This window comes from Pseudoxanthomonas fibrivorans, assembly GCF_041464125.1.
Classification (GTDB): Bacteria; Pseudomonadota; Gammaproteobacteria; order Xanthomonadales; family Xanthomonadaceae; genus Pseudoxanthomonas.
In genome coordinates, this window is the sequence record NZ_JBGNUG010000002.1 from 59,550 (window position 1) to 77,224 (window position 17,675).

At 71.9% G+C, this 17,675-nt stretch carries 14 protein-coding genes; all 14 read left to right on the forward strand.

Annotated elements, in window-relative coordinates:
* The first annotated feature begins 222 nt into the window (after window positions 1-222).
* The 14 genes from ACA089_RS13745 (at window position 223) to ACA089_RS13810 (ending at window position 17,642) form a co-directional block, all read left to right on the forward strand.
* Window positions 223-1,269: a rod shape-determining protein gene (locus ACA089_RS13745; protein ID WP_372017897.1), complete on the forward strand. Its 1,047-nt coding sequence runs from the start codon at window positions 223-225 to the stop codon at window positions 1,267-1,269.
* Window positions 1,270-1,369: 100 nt separating this feature from the next.
* Window positions 1,370-2,458: a rod shape-determining protein MreC gene (mreC, locus tag ACA089_RS13750; protein WP_372017898.1), complete on the forward strand. Its 1,089-nt coding sequence runs from the start codon at window positions 1,370-1,372 to the stop codon at window positions 2,456-2,458.
* Window positions 2,455-2,940 (forward strand): rod shape-determining protein MreD, encoded by a 486-nt coding sequence (mreD, locus tag ACA089_RS13755; RefSeq protein ID WP_372017899.1) that lies wholly within the window; start codon window positions 2,455-2,457, stop codon window positions 2,938-2,940. The genes mreC and mreD overlap by 4 nt, the downstream gene beginning before the upstream one ends.
* Before the next feature lie 12 nt (window positions 2,941-2,952).
* Window positions 2,953-5,076 (forward strand): penicillin-binding protein 2, encoded by a 2,124-nt coding sequence (gene mrdA, locus ACA089_RS13760; RefSeq protein ID WP_372017900.1) that lies wholly within the window; start codon window positions 2,953-2,955, stop codon window positions 5,074-5,076.
* Entirely contained in the window at window positions 5,073-6,194 is a 1,122-nt protein-coding gene (rodA, locus tag ACA089_RS13765) for a rod shape-determining protein RodA (protein ID WP_372017902.1), read from the forward strand. The genes mrdA and rodA overlap by 4 nt, the downstream gene beginning before the upstream one ends.
* 72 nt (window positions 6,195-6,266) lie before the next feature.
* The gene (gene mltB, locus ACA089_RS13770; protein ID WP_372018932.1) at window positions 6,267-7,379 is read left to right on the forward strand and encodes a lytic murein transglycosylase B; all 1,113 of its coding nucleotides are present in this window, start codon (window positions 6,267-6,269) and stop codon (window positions 7,377-7,379) included.
* Window positions 7,376-8,557 carry a septal ring lytic transglycosylase RlpA family protein gene (locus tag ACA089_RS13775; protein ID WP_372017903.1) on the forward strand — a complete coding sequence of 394 codons (1,182 nt, stop codon included), beginning with the start codon at window positions 7,376-7,378 and terminating at the stop codon, window positions 8,555-8,557. Before mltB ends, ACA089_RS13775 begins: the two co-directional genes overlap by 4 nt.
* A gap of 127 nt (window positions 8,558-8,684) precedes the next feature.
* Window positions 8,685-9,911 carry a D-alanyl-D-alanine carboxypeptidase family protein gene (locus ACA089_RS13780; protein WP_372017905.1) on the forward strand — a complete coding sequence of 409 codons (1,227 nt, stop codon included), beginning with the start codon at window positions 8,685-8,687 and terminating at the stop codon, window positions 9,909-9,911.
* A gap of 194 nt (window positions 9,912-10,105) precedes the next feature.
* The gene (locus ACA089_RS13785; protein ID WP_372017906.1) at window positions 10,106-11,056 is read left to right on the forward strand and encodes a CsgG/HfaB family protein; all 951 of its coding nucleotides are present in this window, start codon (window positions 10,106-10,108) and stop codon (window positions 11,054-11,056) included.
* A gap of 142 nt (window positions 11,057-11,198) precedes the next feature.
* On the forward strand, window positions 11,199-13,055 hold the full coding sequence (locus tag ACA089_RS13790) for a glycoside hydrolase family 2 protein (protein WP_372017908.1): 1,857 nt from the start codon (window positions 11,199-11,201) through the stop codon (window positions 13,053-13,055).
* 89 nt (window positions 13,056-13,144) lie between these two features.
* Window positions 13,145-13,423 carry a DUF493 family protein gene (locus ACA089_RS13795; protein WP_372017910.1) on the forward strand — a complete coding sequence of 93 codons (279 nt, stop codon included), beginning with the start codon at window positions 13,145-13,147 and terminating at the stop codon, window positions 13,421-13,423.
* The gene (gene lipB, locus ACA089_RS13800) at window positions 13,420-14,121 is read left to right on the forward strand and encodes a lipoyl(octanoyl) transferase LipB (RefSeq protein ID WP_372018934.1); all 702 of its coding nucleotides are present in this window, start codon (window positions 13,420-13,422) and stop codon (window positions 14,119-14,121) included. The genes ACA089_RS13795 and lipB overlap by 4 nt, the downstream gene beginning before the upstream one ends.
* Window positions 14,122-14,230: 109 nt before the next feature.
* Window positions 14,231-15,259 carry a lipoyl synthase gene (gene lipA / locus ACA089_RS13805; protein ID WP_372017911.1) on the forward strand — a complete coding sequence of 343 codons (1,029 nt, stop codon included), beginning with the start codon at window positions 14,231-14,233 and terminating at the stop codon, window positions 15,257-15,259.
* Between the two features lie 196 nt (window positions 15,260-15,455).
* Window positions 15,456-17,642: a carboxy terminal-processing peptidase gene (locus ACA089_RS13810; RefSeq protein WP_372017913.1), complete on the forward strand. Its 2,187-nt coding sequence runs from the start codon at window positions 15,456-15,458 to the stop codon at window positions 17,640-17,642.
* Window positions 17,643-17,675 lie beyond the last annotated feature (33 nt).

Here is a 17,675-nt window from a genome sequence, read left to right on the forward strand (position 1 = left end):
GCCAGCCCGGCGGCGGGCGCCGGTCCTGCCCGGAGGGCCCCCGGGCGCCGCGAAAGGCCGGTTTTTGCCGCGGAATCGCCTTGCCCGCACCCGGTCCCGTTGCTAGGCTAGCCGGCCGCGATTCGCGCGGTCGCCTGCCCAAAATTTCGCCACCGCCGCCATCCCCCGGGCGCCGGTCGCCGGGCCCCCCGCCCCCCGCCAGACCCAGGACCGCCCCTCCCGATGTTCAAGAAGCTCCGCGGCATGTTCTCCAACGACCTGTCCATCGACCTGGGCACGGCCAACACCCTGATCTACGTCCGCGGCCAGGGCATCGTGCTGAACGAGCCCTCGGTGGTGGCGGTGCGCCAGGACCGCGCGATCGGAGGCACCCGCTCGGTCGCCGCCGTCGGCGCCGAGGCCAAGCAGATGCTGGGCCGCACCCCCGGCAACATCACCACCATCCGCCCGATGAAGGACGGCGTCATCGCCGACTTCACCTACACCGAGGCGATGCTCAAGCACTTCATCAAGAAGGTGCACAAGTCGCGCGTCCTGCGCCCGAGCCCGCGCGTGCTGGTCTGCGTGCCGGCCGGTTCGACCCAGGTCGAGCGCCGCGCGATCAAGGAGTCGGCCGAGGAGGCCGGCGCGCGCGACGTGTACCTGATCGAGGAGCCGATGGCCGCGGCGATCGGCGCCGGCATGCCGGTGTCCGAGGCGCGCGGCTCGATGGTCATCGACATCGGCGGCGGCACCACCGAGGTCGCGGTCATCTCGCTGAACGGCATCGTCTATTCGGCCTCGGTCCGCATCGGCGGCGACCGCTTCGACGAATCGATCACCAACTACGTGCGCCGCAACCACGGCATGCTGATCGGCGAAGCGACCGCCGAGCGGATCAAGGTCGAGCTGGGCTGCGCCTACCCGCAGACCGTGGTCCACGAACTGGAGATCTCCGGCCGCAACCTCGCCGAGGGCGTGCCGAAGATGATCAAGATCAACTCCAACGAGGTGCTCGAGGCGCTGCACGAGCCGCTGTCGGGCATTGTTTCCGCGGTGAAGCTGGCGCTGGAGCAGACCCCGCCGGAACTGTGCGCCGACGTGGCCGAGCGCGGCATCGTGCTGACCGGCGGCGGCGCGCTGCTGCGCGACCTGGACAAGCTGATCTCCGAGGAGACCGGGCTGCACGTGCAGGTCGCCGACGACCCGCTGACCTGCGTCGCCCGCGGTGGCGGTCGTGCGCTGGAAATGGTCGACATGCACGGCAACGAATTCTTCGCGCCGGACTGAGCCCGGCCTGCGCGGACCGGCCGCGGCGGCGCGGCCCGCCACGGGTCCCGCGTCCGCCGCCATACTTGCCTCCCGTCGCCGCGACCCCCGAACGCCTTCCGTGTCGTCCTATCCCGGACCTGCCACCGCCGCCCGTCCCGGGGATACCGCCGGCACGCTGCGGCTGCTGGCCTACCTGGCGCTGGCCATCACCCTGCTGGTGCTCGACCACCGCGGCGGCTGGCTGCGCCAGCTGCGGCTGCAGGCCAACCTGGTGGCCCAGCCGGTGTGGTCGATGGCCGGCTGGCCGGGCCGGGTCGGCTCGAGCCTCAAGGACGGGCTTGCCTCGCGCGGCGCGCTGCTGGAGGAAAACCGGCAGCTGCGCAACGACCTGCTGCTGGCCAACGCGCGCCTGACCCGGCTGCGCAACGCCGCCATCGACAACGCCCAGCTGCGCGACCTGCTGGGCGTGGTCGAGCGCGGCGGCCTGGACGTGCAGCTGGTGCCGATCCTGGACATCGACCTGGAGCCGTCGCGGCAGCGCCTGGTGCTGGCGGCCGGCAGCCGCCAGGACGTGCGCCTGGGCCAGGCGGTGCTCGATGCCGGCGGACTGCTGGGCCAGGTGATCGAAGTCACCCCCATGCACTCGACCGTGCTGCTGCTGACCGACCCGGACCACGCGGTGCCGGTAATGATCGCGCGCAATGGTGTCCGCCTGATCGCCTACGGCGGCGGCGACCGGCTGGAGCTTCGCGACGTGCCGCTGAACCGCGACGTGCAGGTCGGCGACACCCTGGTCACCTCGGGACTGGGCGGCCGTTTCCCGCCCGGTTTCCCGGTCGCCACGATCACCGCGCTGCGCCCGGACGAGAGCCAGGCGTTCCTGGTCGGCGAACTGGCGCCCGCCGCGCAGCTCGACCGCGGCCGCGACGTGCTGCTGCTGCGGGCCGGCGCGCCGCCGTTGCCGGGTGCGGCCGCGACCGTTCCCGCCGCGGCCGGCGGGACCACGGCCGCACCGTCCGCGCCGCCGGCCGCAGGCAGCGACCCGGCGAGCCCGAACCCGGCGGACGTCCCGTCCCGGCCCGCTCCGGCGCCGGCGCAGCCGCGGCCGGTGCCCGCGACGGCGGGCGGGGAGCGTCCATCGCCGACGCCGGGCACCGCGCCTGCGCCCGGGCCCGACGCGGCCCCCCCCACCGAGGCGCCGCGATGAGCCGCCTGCGCGATGGCGGCTGGATCCTGCCGGCGAGCCTGCTCGTGGCCCTGCTGCTGGGCCTGCTGCCGCTGCCCGGGGCGCTGCAGCCGCTGCGCCCGTACTGGCTCGCGCTGGTGATGGCGTACTGGGTGATCGAGGCGCCGTCGCGCGCCGGCCTGGGCCTGGCGTTCTGCGTCGGCCTGGCCGCGGACATCGCCTACGGCGGCCTGCTCGGCGAACAGGCGCTGCGGCTGGTGATCATGGCCTTCATCCTGCAGCGCTTCCGCGCCCGCCTGCGCTTCTTCCCGCTGTCGCAGCAGGCGCTGGCGATCGGCGCGCTGCTGCTCAACGACCGCATCGTCGATGCGGCCGTGCACCTGGCCCTGGGCCAGCCGACGCTGCCGTGGAACTACTGGTGGGCGCCGCTGCTCGGCGTGCTGCTGTGGCCACCGCTGTTCCTGCTGCTCGACGCGCTGCGGCTGGGCCGGCGTGGCGACTGACCGCGTGCACCCGTGAACAGCCGTCGCCCGGTCAAGAACCCGCACGCGGAAGCCGAACAGTTCCGCCGCCGCGCCGCGCTCGGCTTCGTCGGCGTGGCGCTGGCGCTGGTCGCGCTCGGCGCGTGGTACTTCCGCCTGCAGGTGCTGCAGCACGCCGACTACGCGACCCGCTCGGAAGCCAACCGCATCCGGCCCAGGCCGGTGGTGCCGGCGCGCGGCATGATCTACGACCGCAAGGGCCGGCTGCTGGCCGAGAACCTGCCGGCATTCCGCCTCGACATCACCCCGGACAAGGCCGGCGACCTGGACCGGGTGTTGGCCGAGCTGGGCAAGGTGGTGCCGCTGAGCGAGGACGAGATCGCGCACTTCCGCAAGGAACGCAAGGGCGCCCGCGGCTTCCTGCCGGTGACCCTGAAGCTGCGGCTGAGCGACGAGGAGATGGCCGCCTTCGCGGTCAACCGCTGGCGCTTCCCCGGGGTGGAGCTGCAGCCCTACCTGACCCGCCACTATCCCTACGGCGACCTGTTCGCGCACGTGATCGGCTACGTCGGCCGGGTCGACGAGGACGACCTGGAAAAACTGGGCGAGGGCGGGGCGGCGCTGAGCCACATCGGCAAGACCGGCATCGAGCGTTCGTACGAGGAGACGCTGCGCGGCCAGGTCGGCTACGAGCAGATCGAGACCAACGTCCAGGGCCGCGCGCTGCGCACGGTCGGGCGGGTGCCGGCGCGGCCCGGCGCCGACCTGCGCCTGTCGATCGACGCCGAGCTGCAGCGCGCCACGGTGGCCGCGTTCGGCGAGCTGGAGGGCACGGCGGTGGCGATGGATCCGCGCACCGGCGAGATCCTCGCGCTGGTCAGCCTGCCGTCGTTCGACGCCAACCTGTTCGTCAACGGCATCTCCCACGCCGACTACCGCGCGCTGAGCGACAACCCCTCGCGCCCGCAGTTCAACCGCGCCGTGCTCGGCGGGGTGGCGCCGGGCTCCACGCTCAAGCCGTTCCTCGCGCTGGCCGGGCTCGACAGCGGCGCCCGCCGGCCGGAGGACCGGACCCTGTCCACCGGCATGTTCTACCTGCCGGGCACGCGCCGCGGCTGGGGCGATTCGCACCGCGGCGGCCATGGCTGGACCGATGCGCGCAAGTCGATCGCCGATTCGGTCAACACGTACTACTACAAGCTCGCCCTGGACATGGGGATCGGCACGATCGACCAGTACCTGACCAGGTACGGCTTCGGCCAGCCGAGCGGGATCGACCTGTCCGGCGAGAACACCGGGATCCTGCCCAACCCGGCGTGGAAGCAGAAGCACCGCAAGGAGCGCTGGTACCCGGGCGACACGGTCAACATCAGCATCGGCCAGGGCGACTGGAAGGTGACGCCGCTGCAGATGGTGCGCGGGACCGGCGCGCTCGCCGACGGCGGGCGCCTGCGCCACCCGCACCTGGTCGACGCGCGCCGCGACCGCTTCGACGCGCCGTGGACGCCGCTGGCCCAGCCGGCCCCGGGCCGGATCAGCGACAGTCCCGGCCACCTGCAGGTGGTGCGCGAGGGCATGGTCATGACCGTGCACGGACCGGGCGGCACGGCGCGCGCGATCGGCGCCGGTTCGCCGTACCTGATCGCGGGCAAGACCGGCACCGCGCAGGTGGTCAGCCGCCGCGGCACCGCCGCGGTGGATCCGCGCAGCCTGCCGATGCACCTGCGCCACCGCGCGCTGTTCATCGGCTACGCGCCGGCCGACGATCCGCAGATCGCGGTGGCGGTGGCGGTGGAAGGCGGCGGTTACGGCGGCAGCACCGCGGCGCCGATCGCCAAGGCGATCTTCGACGCCTGGCTGCTGGGCAAGCTGCCCGCCGGGCTGGAGCCGATCGACGGCCCGAAGCCGGCGCCGGCGTGCGCGGCCGGCGATGCCGGCTGCATCGCGGCGGCGCCCGCGGCCGATGCGGCCGCCCCTCCGGCCGTGCCGGCGGGTGCCGCGCCCGCGCCGGCCCCGCAGGGCGGAACGCCGGGTGCACCGGTTCCGCCCCCGGCGCCTGCGGCCGCACCGGGGGCCGAGCCGCGTCGCCCCGGCGCGCGCGAGGCCGCCGCGCCGCGCTATGCGGACGCGGCGACCACAGGCGAGGAGGACCGGTGAGGGATTTCCTGCGCTGGCTGCTCGACATGGCAGGGCGCGCCACGCGCACGCTGGACTGGCCGCTGCTGCTGGCCCTGTCGGCACTGATGGCCTTCGGCCTGGCCGTGCTGTACAGCGCCGGGGGCGCCAGCAGCGGCCCGGCGCTGATCAAGGCCCAGGGCGCGCGCTTCGTGGTCGGCCTGGTGGCGATGTGGGCGCTGTCGCGGGTATCGGTGATCCGGCTGCGCGCGTGGTCGCCGAGCGTCTACCTGCTGGCGCTGCTGCCGCTGGTGGCGGTGCTGGTGATCGGCACCGGCAAGCACGGCCGGCACTGGCTCAACCTGGGGGTGTTCTACCTGCAGCCATCGGAGCTGCTGAAGATCACCCTGCCGATGATGGTCGCCTGGTACCTGCACCGCCGGCCGCTGCCGCCGCGGATCGATACCGTGCTGGTCGCCGGCCTGCTGATCGCGGTACCGACCGGGCTGATCCTGCTGCAGCCGGACTTCGGCACGGCGATGCTGATCGCCGCCAGCGGCGTGTTCGCGCTGTTGCTGGCCGGTCTGCCGTGGTGGTGGGTCGGGGTGGCGATCGGCGGCGTGGCCGCGGTCGCGCCGGTGGCATGGATCTGGCTGCTGCGGCCGTACCAGAAGGACCGCATCCTCACCTTCCTGGAGCCCGAACGCGACCCGCTAGGCACCGGCTGGAACATCATCCAGTCGAAGATCGCGATCGGCTCGGGCGGCCTCACCGGCAAGGGCTGGGGCGAGGGCAGCCAGTCGCACCTGAACTTCATCCCTGAACAGACCACCGACTTCATCTTCGCGGTGCTCAGCGAGGAATTCGGCTGGCTGGGAGTGGCCACGGTGCTGGCGCTGTACCTGTTCGTGGTCGGGCGCTGCCTGTGGATCGCGGTCGAGGCGCGCGACACGTATTCGCGCCTGCTCGCCGGCTCGCTCGGGCTGGCGTTCTTCGTCTACGTGCTGGTCAACGGCGGCATGATCTCCGGCCTGCTGCCGGTGGTCGGCGTGCCGATGCCGCTGCTCAGCTACGGCGGCACCTCGGCGGTCTCGCTGCTGGCCGGGCTGGGCCTGGTGATGGCGGTGCGCACGCACCGGCCGGTGCACGGTTACCGCTGACGCGCGGGCCCGCGGATGCAGGCCGAAATCCGGTGGTTCCGCGTGTTTGCACACGATGCTACCCTGCGGCCGATGATGAAGCCCGTGCTCGCCAGCCTGTTGGCCTTCTGCCTCCTCGGTTGCATCCCGAAGGAAGCATTCGTTTCCCCGCCTTCGTCGGCCCCCGTCGCCACCCCGGCCGAAGCAGCGCCCGAGAAGCCCGCCGCGCCGCCGGTCGACCTCACCCCCGTCCCGTTCGAGACCGCGCGCGCGAACTTCGTGCGCGACACGTCGGCGCGCTTCGGCATTCCCGCCGCCGAGATCGAGGCGACGCTGGCGAAGGCGAACTTCCTCGACAGCGTGGTCGCCGCGATGTCGCGCCCGGCCGAGCGGGTCAAGCCGTGGCACGAGTACCGGCCGATGTTCATCAGCCAGGCCCGGATCGACGGTGGACGCGCGTTCCTGGCCGAACACCGCGCCGGGCTCGAACGGGTCCAGGCGCGCACCGGCGTGCCGGCCGAGCTGGTCGTGGCGATCATCGGCGTGGAGACCAGCTACGGCGCCAATACCGGCCGCTACTCGGTGCTCGACGCGCTGTACACGCTGGCGTTCCGCTACCCGCGCAGCGGCGATCCGGCGAAGCTCGAGCGCGAAGTGCGGCGCGAGCTGTTCTTCCGCGACGAGCTGGCGCAGCTGTTCGCGCTGGGCAAGGAGGAAAAGCTGGACATCACCGCGCTCAGGGGCAGCTACGCCGGGGCGATGGGCATGGGCCAGTTCATGCCTTCGAGCTACCGCGAGTTCGCGGTGGACGGCGACGGCGATGGCCGCCGCGACCTGTTCGGCAGCCTCGACGACGTGTTCGCCTCGATCGCCAACTATTTCGTGAAGAAGGGCGGCTGGGTGGCCAACGCGCCGGTCGCGGTGCCGGCCACGCTGGCGCCGGGACGCGAGCCGTTCAACCCGGAAGACTGGACCCCGAACCACTCGCTGGCCGACTTGGCCGCGCGCGGCTACGCGCCGCGGCAGCCGGTGCCGGCCGGCGCCACCGCCACCCCGGTGTCGCTGGAAGGCAGCGCCGGCCCGCAGTACTGGCTCGGCTTCCAGAACTACTACGCGATCACCCGCTACAACATCTCCAAGATGTACGCGATGGCCGTGTACCAGCTGTCGCAGGCGATCGCCGGGCGCGAGATCCCGCCGGCATGAGCGCCTGGCCGGCGCGCGCGCTGGGGATGCTCGCCGTCCTGGCGCTGGCCGCGTGCGGCAGCGCGCCGAAGAAGCCCGCGGCCACCGCCGCCGGCGGCACCCCGGTCGCCGGTTCCAAGGCGGCGACGGGCGTGCCGGCGCCGGGCTGCACCGGCGCATCGCCGTATGCCGCCGCGCAGGAAGACCCGTCCACCCGCGGCGACTACACCGCAGGCGGCCTGTACAAGCCGGGCGTGCGCGACACCACGCCCAGCTACGTGCCCAACGTGGCCTGCATCCCGGAGCCGCTGGTGGTCGACGAGCCGCGCTCGGCGGTCGGCAACCGCTCGCCGTACACGGTGCTGGGCAGGAAGTACCACGTGATGGACCGCACCCGCGGCTACGTGGAGAGCGGCACGGCGTCGTACTACGGCGCCAAGTTCCACGGCCGCCGCACCTCCAACCAGGAGGTGTACGACATGTACGCCTTCACCGCCGCGCACAAGACCCTGCCGCTGCCCAGCTTCGCCCGGGTGACCAACCTGGACAACGGCGAGTCGGTGGTGGTCCGGGTCAACGACCGCGGCCCGTTCCACGAGGGCCGGGTCATCGACCTGAGCTACGCGGCCGCGGTGAAGCTGGGGATCGTGGCGCGCGGCACCGGCCGGGTCGAGGTGCGCGCGCTGCAGCCTGGCGACGCCGATGCGCCGCGGACCGCGGCCGCGCCAGCCCGGCCGGCGGCGGCGCCGGCCCGCGCAGTGGCCACGACCGCCCCGGCCACGCCGGCCACGGCCATGGACCAGCTGGTCCAGGCCCTGCCGAGCGCACCGCCCGCCACCGCACCGGAGCCGCCCGCGCACGAGGTCCGGCCTGCCGCGGCTTCCGTGCCGGCGCCGGCCGTCGCGCAGGGCGCGGCGACGGGCCCGCAGGCCGGCACCTTCGCGCCCCTCGCCCCGGCCGTCGCGGGCCCCTCGGGGCCTGAGCTTCAGGTCGCCAGCTTCTCCAGCCTCGACAATGCGCGGCGCGCGCTGGAACGGCTGCTGGCCGCCGGCATCCCCGGCGCGCGGCTGGACGACGTGGTCGCCGGTGGCCGCACGTTCTGGCGCCTGCGCGTGGCGCCCGGCGCGGGCGATACGGCGGAACTTGCGGGGCGCATCGCCGGTCTCGGCTTCGGTACACCGCAGCTGGTACGTGAATGACGCGGACGGATACCGCGCCGTCGCCCGCTACAATTCCGCACAATCCATCCTGGCGTCGCTCCCGCCCGACGCATTCCATCCGTTCCGCCGCCGCCCCGCGCCGGCCAATGCAGGAGTTCCCGTCCGCATGAAGTTCCGTTTCGCCACCGGCGCGCGCGCCCGCGTGTTCGCCGCCGCCCTGGCCGCCACCTCGGCGGTCGGCCTGGCCTTCGCCCAGGCACCGGCGCCCCAGCCGGCCGCCGCCGCCGCCCCGGCCGCCGTCGCCATTCCCGATGCGCCCGAGCCGGCCCAGTCCACCGCGTGGCTGGTGATGGACTACGCCACCGGGCAGGTCCTGGCCGGCGAGAACGTCGACGAGCGGGTGGAGCCGGCGAGCATCACCAAGGTGATGACGTCCTACGTCATCGCCGCGGAGATCGCCAACGGCAAGGTCAAGCCCGACGACCAGGTGCTGATGTCCGAGCGCGCCTGGCGCGAGGGCGGCGCCCGCACCGACGGCAGCTTCAGCGGCTTCCCGGTGAACCAGCGCGCGCCGCTGCTGGACATGGAAAAGGGCATGGCCGTGCAGTCGGGCAACGACGCCGCGATCGCCCTGGCCGAGCACGTCGCCGGCACCCAGGAGGCGTTCGCCGACCTGATGAACAGCTACGCGGCGAAGATCGGCATGAAGAACAGCCACTTCGTCAACGCGCATGGCCTGTCGGCGCCGGAGCACTACAGCACCGCGCGCGACCTCGCGCTGCTGGGCCGCGCCTTCGTGCGCGACTACCCGGAGGCCTACGCGTACAACAGCATCAAGGAATTCACGGTCAACGGCATCACCCAGCCCAACCGCAACCTGCTGCTGTGGCGCGACCCGAGCGTGGACGGCATCAAGACCGGCCACCATTCCGGCGCCGGCTACTGCCTGATGAGCTCGGCCAAGCGCGGCGACCAGCGCCTGGTGGCGGTGGTGATGGGCTCGACCTCCGAGCGCCAGCGCGCCGACGACAGCCTGGCGCTGCTCAACTGGGGCTTCCGCTTCTTCGAGACCCACAAGCTGTACGAACCCGGCAAGGCGGTGGCGCAGCTGAAGGTGTGGAAGGGCAAGGCCGACCAGGTCCAGCTGGGCGTGGCCCAGCCGCTGCTGGTCAGCGTGCCGCGCGGCCGCTACGCCGACCTGAAGCCGGCGATGGAAGTGCCCAAGTCGCTGGTCGCGCCGGTCGCGGCGGGCCAGGAAATCGGCACGGTGAAGGTCAGCCTGGACGGCAAGGTGATCGCGCAGGCGCCGCTGGTCGCGGCGACCGCGGTCGAGGAAGCCGGCTTCTTCAAGCGCCTGTGGGATGCGTTCTGGATGTGGTGGGAGTCGGACTGACGCCTTCCGCGACGAGGTGGACCACGACAGCCGGCGCATGCCGGCTGTCTTCGTTTCGACACCTGGCACCGCATGAAGCCGCTCCGCGGCCGTGGTTTATCATCGAGGCGGGGCGTGAAGGACATCGATGCGCGCAGGCCGCGAGGCAGGCGCACCCGTCCGGTTCGCGCCTTCCACCACAGACGGAGAATGTGATGCACAAAAGGAATTCGGGAGCGGTGATGCTGGCGGCGGGTCTGCTGGCCATGACGGCGGTGCCGGCGCTGGCACAGACGGCGCAGGAAACGCGCCAGCAGCAGACGGCGCAGCTGCCGGTATGCGCCAAGCCGCTGGGCACGATCTCGGTGATCGAGCCGGAGGACGCGGTGAACTGGTGGACGGGCCAGCAGTTGCCGGCACCGTCGAAGCTGATCAAGGTGTTCGTGAACAAGTCGCGCTGCTTCACCCTGGTCGATCGCGGGGCGGGCATGGCGGCGGCGCAGTACGAACGCGGCCTGGCCGCGGATGGCGACCTGCGTGGCGGATCGAACATCGGCAAGGGACAGGTCAAGGCGGCCGACTACGTCCTGATCCCCGACCTGATCGCGCAGAACAGCAACGCCGGCGGCAATGCGATCGGCGGCCTGCTTGGCGGCCTGGTCGGTGGCAATGCCGGCGCACTGATCGGCGGGCTGAACCTGAAGAAGAAGACCGCCGACGTGGTCCTCACCGTCACCGACGTGCGTTCGTCCGAACAGGTGGCCATGGCCGAGGGCAGTGCCAAGAAGACCGACATCGGCTGGGGCACCAGCGCGGGCCTGTTCAGCGGCAGCGGTTTCGGCGCCGCGGGCGTCGGTGGCTACGCCAATACCGAAATCGGCCAGGTCATCACCCTGGCCTACCTGCAGGCCTACACCGACCTGATCGCGCAGCTGGGCGGCCTGCCGGACAACGCTTCGGCCGCCAACGTCTCCCAGGCGCTGCGCGTGACCAAGCCGGCGCGCCTGCTGGCCAACGCCAAGGGCACCGGTTCGGCGGTGCGCGACCTGGATCCGGGCATGTTGCTGTACCCCACCGGCGCCAAGGAAGGGATGATGTGGGAGGTCGAAGACGAGCTGGGGAACAAGGGCTGGGTCAATTCCACGATGACCGAGCTGGCCAAGTAGCTCCGGCTCCCGCGGCACCCCAGGCAGCCGGCGCAAGCCGGCTGCATTTTCTTTTTCGGGGTGGTGCGCGCCATCCCGCGGCGATCGCCCGGCACGGTCGGGTATGCTCGCCGGCGACATCGCCTGCCCCGGAGCGAACGACGTGGGACTTCACCTGCATCGCCCGTGTTGGACCTCGGTGCTGTGGTTGGCCGGCATCTTCGGTGCCCTCCATGCCGCGGCCGCGGAAGCGCCGATGCAGGTGCATACCCGCGCGACGCAGTCGCTGGACGGCGCGTGGAAGGTGATCGTCGATCCCTACGGCAACGGCTACTACAACTACCGCTACCAGCCGTTCGACCAGCTCGCCGACCCGCCGAAAGGTGCGTACTTCCGCGACGCGAAGCCCGGTTCGCCGACCGACCTGGTCGAATACGACTTCGACCGCGCCCAGTCGCTGCAGGTCCCCGGCGACTGGAACACGCAGGACCCGAAGCTCTATTACTACGAAGGCAGCGTCTGGTACCGCCGCACCTTCGATGCGCCGGCCCGCGGGCCATCGGACCGCGTGTTCCTGGAGTTCGGCGCGGTCAACTACCGCGCGGACGTCTATCTCAACGGCCGCAAGCTCGGCGTCCACGAGGGCGGCTTCACCCCGTTCCGCTTCGAGGTGACCGGCGGCTTGAAGGCCCGCGGCAACTCGCTGGTGCTCAAGGTCGACAACACGCGCCGCGCCGACGCGGTGCCGACCCTCAACACCGACTGGTGGAACTACGGAGGCATCACGCGCACGGTGGAGCTGGTGGTGGTGCCGGCGGTGTTCGTGCGCGACTACCGCATCGCGTTGGAATCGCTCGACGCCCGCGAGGTGGCCGGCAGCGTGCAGCTCGATGGCGCGCGTGGCGGCGAGCGGGTCGAGGTGTCGATGCCGGAGCTGGGCATCCGCGAAGCCGTGCGCGCCGATGCCGGCGGCCGTGCGGCGTTCCGCTTCCGCGTGCCGCAGGCCGAGCCGTGGTCGCCGGGGCACCCGCGGCTGTACCGGCTGGAGATCGCCAGCGGCGGCGACACCCTGGTCGACCGGGTCGGCCTGCGCACGATCGCCACCCGTGGCCGGCAGCTGCTGCTCAACGGCAAGCCGCTGTTCCTGCGTGGCATCTCGGTGCACGAGGAATACTCGGCCGACGGCGGCGGGCGCGTGCGCGACGAGGCCCAGGCGCGTGCACTGCTGGAACGCGCGCGCGCGCTCGGGGTCAACTTCGTGCGCCTGGCCCACTACCCGCACAACGAGGACATGGCGCGGCTGGCCGACGAGATGGGCCTGCTGGTGTGGTCGGAAATCCCGGTCTACTGGACCATCGACTGGACCAACGAGGCGACCTACCGCAACGCCGAGGCGCAGCTGGAGGCGATGATCGGCCGCGACCGCAACCGCGCCTCGGTGATCATCTGGTCGCTGGCCAACGAGACCCCGGTGTCCGAGCCGCGCAACCGCTTCCTCTCGCGGCTGGCCGCGCGTGCCCGCGCGCTGGACGACACGCGCCTGCTCAGCGCGGCGATGGAGAAGCACTACCGCAACGACGACCCGGACGTGGCCGTGGTCGAGGATCCGCTGGCCGACCTGGTCGACCTCGTGAGCTTCAACCAGTACATCGGCTGGTACGACGGCTCGCTGGACAAGATCGACCGGGTGCGCTGGCAGATCCCGTACGACAAGCCGGTGTTCGTCAGCGAGTTCGGCGCCGACGCGAAACAGGGCCTGCATGGCGACGCCGGCGCGATCTGGACCGAGGAATACCAGGCCGAGCTGTACCGGCGCACGCTGCGCATGCTCGACCGGATCGAGGGCTTCGCCGGTACCTCGCCGTGGATCCTGTCCGACTTCCGTTCCCCGCGCCGGCCGCTGCCCGGCGTGCAGGACGGCTTCAACCGCAAGGGCCTGACGTCGGAGACGGGCGAGCCGAAGCAGGCCTTCCACGTGCTGCGCGAGTACTACCGGAAGCGGGCGGCCGCCGCTCCGTAGCGGGGCACGGCTGGCGCACGGGACCGGCGTCTCCGGGCGAAGTGCGACGCACCCTTGGGTTGCCCGGGAGGCGGACCCATAATGCGGTCATGGAAATCAGATCCGACAACCCCGAGCACGGCTTCCAGTTCCCCGGCACCTTCGAGCTCAGCGCGATGGGCACCGCCGACAAGGGGCTTGAGACCGAGCTGCCGCGGCTGCTGCAGGACTTCGGCGTGGAAGTGCTGGAGGAGAGCATCCAGTGGAAGCATTCCTCCAACGGCAGGTACGTGTCGGTGCGGATCAGCTTCCGCGCCGAGAGCCGCGAGCAGTACGACGCCGCGCACAAGGCGCTGCGCGACCACCCGGAAGTGAAGTGGACCCTGTGAGCGCGGCCGACGCGGCCTGCGCCACCGCGGTCGCCCGGCCGCCGGCGTCGCAGCCGGCACGGCTGTTCGACCTCGGCCGCCAGGCCTACGAGCCGGTATGGCGGGCGATGCAGCGTTTCACCGACGCGCGCGACGAGGACACGGTCGACGAGCTGTGGCTGGTCGAGCACGAGCCGGTGTTCACCCTTGGCCAGGCCGGCAAGCCCGAGCACGTGCTGGCGCCGGGCGACATCCCGGTGCTGCACGTGGACCGCGGCGGTCAGGTGACCTACCACGGGCCCGGCCAGATCGTGCTGTATCCGCTGCTGGACCTGCGCCGGCTCAAGGTCGGCGTGCGCGACTACGTGTGCCGGATCGAGCAAGCGATCATCGACACGCTCGACGAGTGGAACATCGGCGCCGGACGCCGCGAGGGTGCGCCGGGCGTCTACGTGGGCGGAGCCAAGGTCGCCGCGCTGGGCATTCGCGTGCGCCGCGGCTGCAGCTTCCACGGGCTGGCCTTCAACGTCGGCATGGACCTGGAGCCGTTCCACCGGATCAATCCCTGCGGCTACCAGGGCCTGCAGGTGACCTCGGTCCGGGACCTGGGCGGTCCCTCGGGCCTGGAGGCGGTCAAGCCGGTGCTGCTGGAGCAGGTCGCCCGCCAGTTCGGCCTGGTCCTGCAACCGCAGGCGGGCCTGCCGGACCTGTCCGCCTAGCCCGGCCCGGGCCGCGGCCGGCCTTGCGTTCCATCCGGGGCCGCCAGCGTTCCGGCGACGGCGCCAAGGCCGGGCGGCAGCCATCCGGGCTCCGGCCTACAATAGGCCCATGACGTCCCCAGCCCCCCGCTCCATTCCGCTCCAGGTCCTGTCCGACTCCGCCGCGCCGCCGGCGCCACAGGAGGCGGGCACGCTCCAGGTCGGCGCCAAGCAGCTGGGCGGCGACAAGATCGGCCGTTCGCCGGTGCAGTTCGCCGACGCCCCGGTGCTGCGCAAGCCGTCCTGGATCCGGGTGCGGATCCCCTCGGGCAATGCCGTCGCCAACCTCAAGGCCAAGCTGCGCGAGAACCGGCTGGTCACGGTCTGCGAGGAGGCCAGCTGCCCGAACATCCACGAGTGCTTCGGCCACGGCACCGCGACCTTCATGATCCTGGGCGAGGTCTGCACCCGCCGCTGCTCGTTCTGCGACGTCGCCCACGGCCGGCCCAAGCCGCCGGACGCCAGCGAGCCGGTCAGCCTGGGCAACACCGTCGCCGACATGGGCCTGCGCTACGTGGTGGTCACCAGCGTCGACCGCGACGACCTGCGCGACGGCGGCGCCCAGCACTTCGTCGATTGCATCGCCGCGATCCGCGAGCGGGCGCCGGGCACCCGGATCGAGATCCTGACCCCCGACTTCCGCGGCAAGGGCCGCATGGACCGGGCGCTGGAGATCCTGGCGACCAACCCGCCGGACGTGTTCAACCACAACATCGAGACGGTGCCGGACCTGTACCCGAACGTGCGGCCGGGCGCCGACTACCAGTGGTCGCTGACCCTGCTGCAGAAGTTCAAGGCGCAGCATCCGTCGATCCCGACCAAGTCCGGGATCATGCTCGGCCTGGGCGAAACCATGGAGCAGGTGCAGGCGACCCTGCGCGACCTGCGCGCGCACGACGTGGAGATGGTCACCATCGGCCAGTACCTGCAGCCGACCGCGCACCACCACCCGGTGATGCGCTACTGGACGCCGGACGAATACAAGGCGCTGGAGGAGTACGGGTACGCGCTGGGCTTCGCCCATGTCGCGTCCGGCCCGATGGTCCGTTCGTCCTACCACGCCGACCGCCAGGCGGCCGGCGCCGGGGTCGCGGCCTGAGCGCCACCGGCGCCCACCGTTTCGCGCTCCCGCCCGTGGCGGACTGTTCACTTTTCCGTACACCGCAGCGGCTAGCCTGCGGTGAACCGTACCGCTATGGCCTGGTCCGGACGGCTGCAACTTCCGGCACTGTCCGCCAGTCACACCCCTGGTCCAGCCTGATCCGACCGGCCTGATGCCGGCCATGAGCCCCTACATGAAACGCAGAGTCTCCGCCCCCGTCGCCCTGTTCGCCGCCACCCTGCTGGCCGTCCCGCTCGCGCTGCTGGCGCGCGCCGACGGCAACCAGCTGGCGGTGGCGCCCACCGCCGACCAGGCCACCATTTCCAAGATGGTCTACGGCGCGTTGTCCGACAGCCGCCTGGCCTACCGCCCGCGGCCGGCCGACCATGCGCTGTCGGAAGACATCTTCCGCCGCTACCTCGAGGCGCTGGACGGCAACAAGCAGTTCTTCACCGCTGCCGACATCGCCCGCTTCCAGCCCTACCGCGACACCATGGCCGACGCCGTGCGCCAGGGCGACCCGGCCGCCGCATTCGCGATGTTCGGCGTCTACCGCCAGCGCGTGGACCAGCGCGTGGACTACGCCCGCAAGCTGCTGAAGAAGGATTTCGACTTCACCGGCAACGAGCGCTGGGAGTACGACCGCGAGGAGGCGCCGTGGGCCGCCGACGCCGCCGCGCTCGACGCGCTGTGGCGCAAGTCGGTGATGAACGACTGGCTGCGGCTCAAGCTCGCCGGCAAGGCCCCGGACGAGATCCGCAAGACCCTGGACAAGCGCTACCAGCAGGTCGCCCGCTCGGTGTCCGAGCTCAAGGGCGAGGACGTGTTCGCGCTGTTCCTCAACGCCTACACCGCGTCGGTCGACCCGCACACCGACTACCTCGACCCGCGCAGCGCCGAGAACTTCAACCAGCAGATGTCGCTGTCGCTGGAAGGCATCGGCGCGCAGCTGCAGCGCCAGGACGACATCGTCGTCATCCGCGAGATCATCCCCGGCGGCCCGGCCTCGATGGACGGCACGCTGAAGGCGGGCGACCGCATCGTCGGCGTCGGCCAGGGCAAGACCGGTGCGATCGAGGACGTGATCGGCTGGCGCATCGACGACGTGGTCGCCAAGATCCGCGGCACCAAGGGCACCCAGGTCAAGCTGGAGTACATCCCGGCCGAGAACGGCATCGACGGCGAACACCGCACCGTGACCCTGACCCGCCAGCGCGTGCAGCTGGCCGAACAGGCGGCCAAGAGCAAGACCTACACCCTTCCCGCGCACGGCGGCATGCCCGAGCGGCTGGTCGGCGTGATCGAGCTGCCGACCTTCTACCAGGACTTCGAGGGCCGCCGCCGCAACGGCAACGACTACACCTCCGCGACCCGCGACGTCGCGCGCCTGCTGGCCGAGTTCCAGGCCAAGGGCGTGGACGGCGTGGTCCTGGACCTGCGCAACAACGGCGGCGGCTCGCTCGACGAAGCCGTGCAGCTCACCGGCCTGTTCATCGACCAGGGCCCGGTGGTGCAGCAGCGCGAGTCGGGCGGCCGCGTGCAGGTCTACAGCGACCGCACCCCGGGCGTGGCCTGGGACGGCCCGCTGGCGGTGCTGGTCAACCGCGGCTCGGCCTCCGCCTCGGAAATCTTCGCCGGCGCGATGCAGGACTACGGCCGCGCGCTGATCATCGGCGAGACCACCTTCGGCAAGGGCACGGTGCAGAACCTGCTCGACCTGGACCGCTGGCCGGCGGCCGGCGAAGGCCCGCGCTACGGCCAGGTCAAGCTGACCATCGCCCAGTTCTTCCGCGCCGACGGCGGCAGCACCCAGAACAAGGGCGTGGTGCCCGACATCGCCTACCCGGTCAGCGTGGACGCCAACGAGTTCGGCGAGAGCACCTACGACAACGCGCTGCCGTGGACCCGGATCTCGGCGGTGCCGCACGCGCGCTACGGCAACTTCGCGCCGATGCTGCCGCGGCTGCAGCAGATGCATGCCGGCCGCATCGCCGACGACCTCGAGTTCCAGTGGTGGAGCGAGGACGTGGCCCACTACCGCGCCGAGGCCGCCAAGAAGTACCTGTCGCTCAACGAGGCCGAGCGCCGCGCCGAGCGCGACCGCCAGGAAACGCAGCGCAAGGAACGCCAGGCGATCCGCAAGGCCAAGGGCCTGGACCTGGACCCGCTGGCCGAGGAAACCGACGACGGCCTGACCGCCAACGAACGCGACGTCGTCCGCGACGCCGCGCGCGAGAAGGCCGCCGAGAAGCGTCCGGACCCGCTGCAGCGCGAGGCGGCGGCGATCCTGGCCAATGCGATCGACCTGCTCGAGCAGGACCGCCCGCTGTCGGCGCAGGTGCTGCCGGGCACGCAGTCGGCGGTGCGCTGGGCGGACTGAGCGCTCGGGCCACGCCCATCGTCCACGCATCGG

Coding starts and splice junctions, on each gene's coding strand:
- ACA089_RS13745 (WP_372017897.1), top strand. CDS start 223: ATGTTCAAGAAGCTCCGCGGCATGTTCTCCAACGACCTGTCCATCGAC.
- mreD (WP_372017899.1), top strand. CDS start 2,455: ATGAGCCGCCTGCGCGATGGCGGCTGGATCCTGCCGGCGAGCCTGCTC.
- mltB (WP_372018932.1), top strand. CDS start 6,267: ATGATGAAGCCCGTGCTCGCCAGCCTGTTGGCCTTCTGCCTCCTCGGT.
- ACA089_RS13775 (WP_372017903.1), top strand. CDS start 7,376: ATGAGCGCCTGGCCGGCGCGCGCGCTGGGGATGCTCGCCGTCCTGGCG.
- ACA089_RS13780 (WP_372017905.1), top strand. CDS start 8,685: ATGAAGTTCCGTTTCGCCACCGGCGCGCGCGCCCGCGTGTTCGCCGCC.
- ACA089_RS13785 (WP_372017906.1), top strand. CDS start 10,106: ATGCACAAAAGGAATTCGGGAGCGGTGATGCTGGCGGCGGGTCTGCTG.
- ACA089_RS13795 (WP_372017910.1), top strand. CDS start 13,145: ATGGAAATCAGATCCGACAACCCCGAGCACGGCTTCCAGTTCCCCGGC.
- lipA (WP_372017911.1), top strand. CDS start 14,231: ATGACGTCCCCAGCCCCCCGCTCCATTCCGCTCCAGGTCCTGTCCGAC.
- ACA089_RS13810 (WP_372017913.1), top strand. CDS start 15,456: ATGAAACGCAGAGTCTCCGCCCCCGTCGCCCTGTTCGCCGCCACCCTG.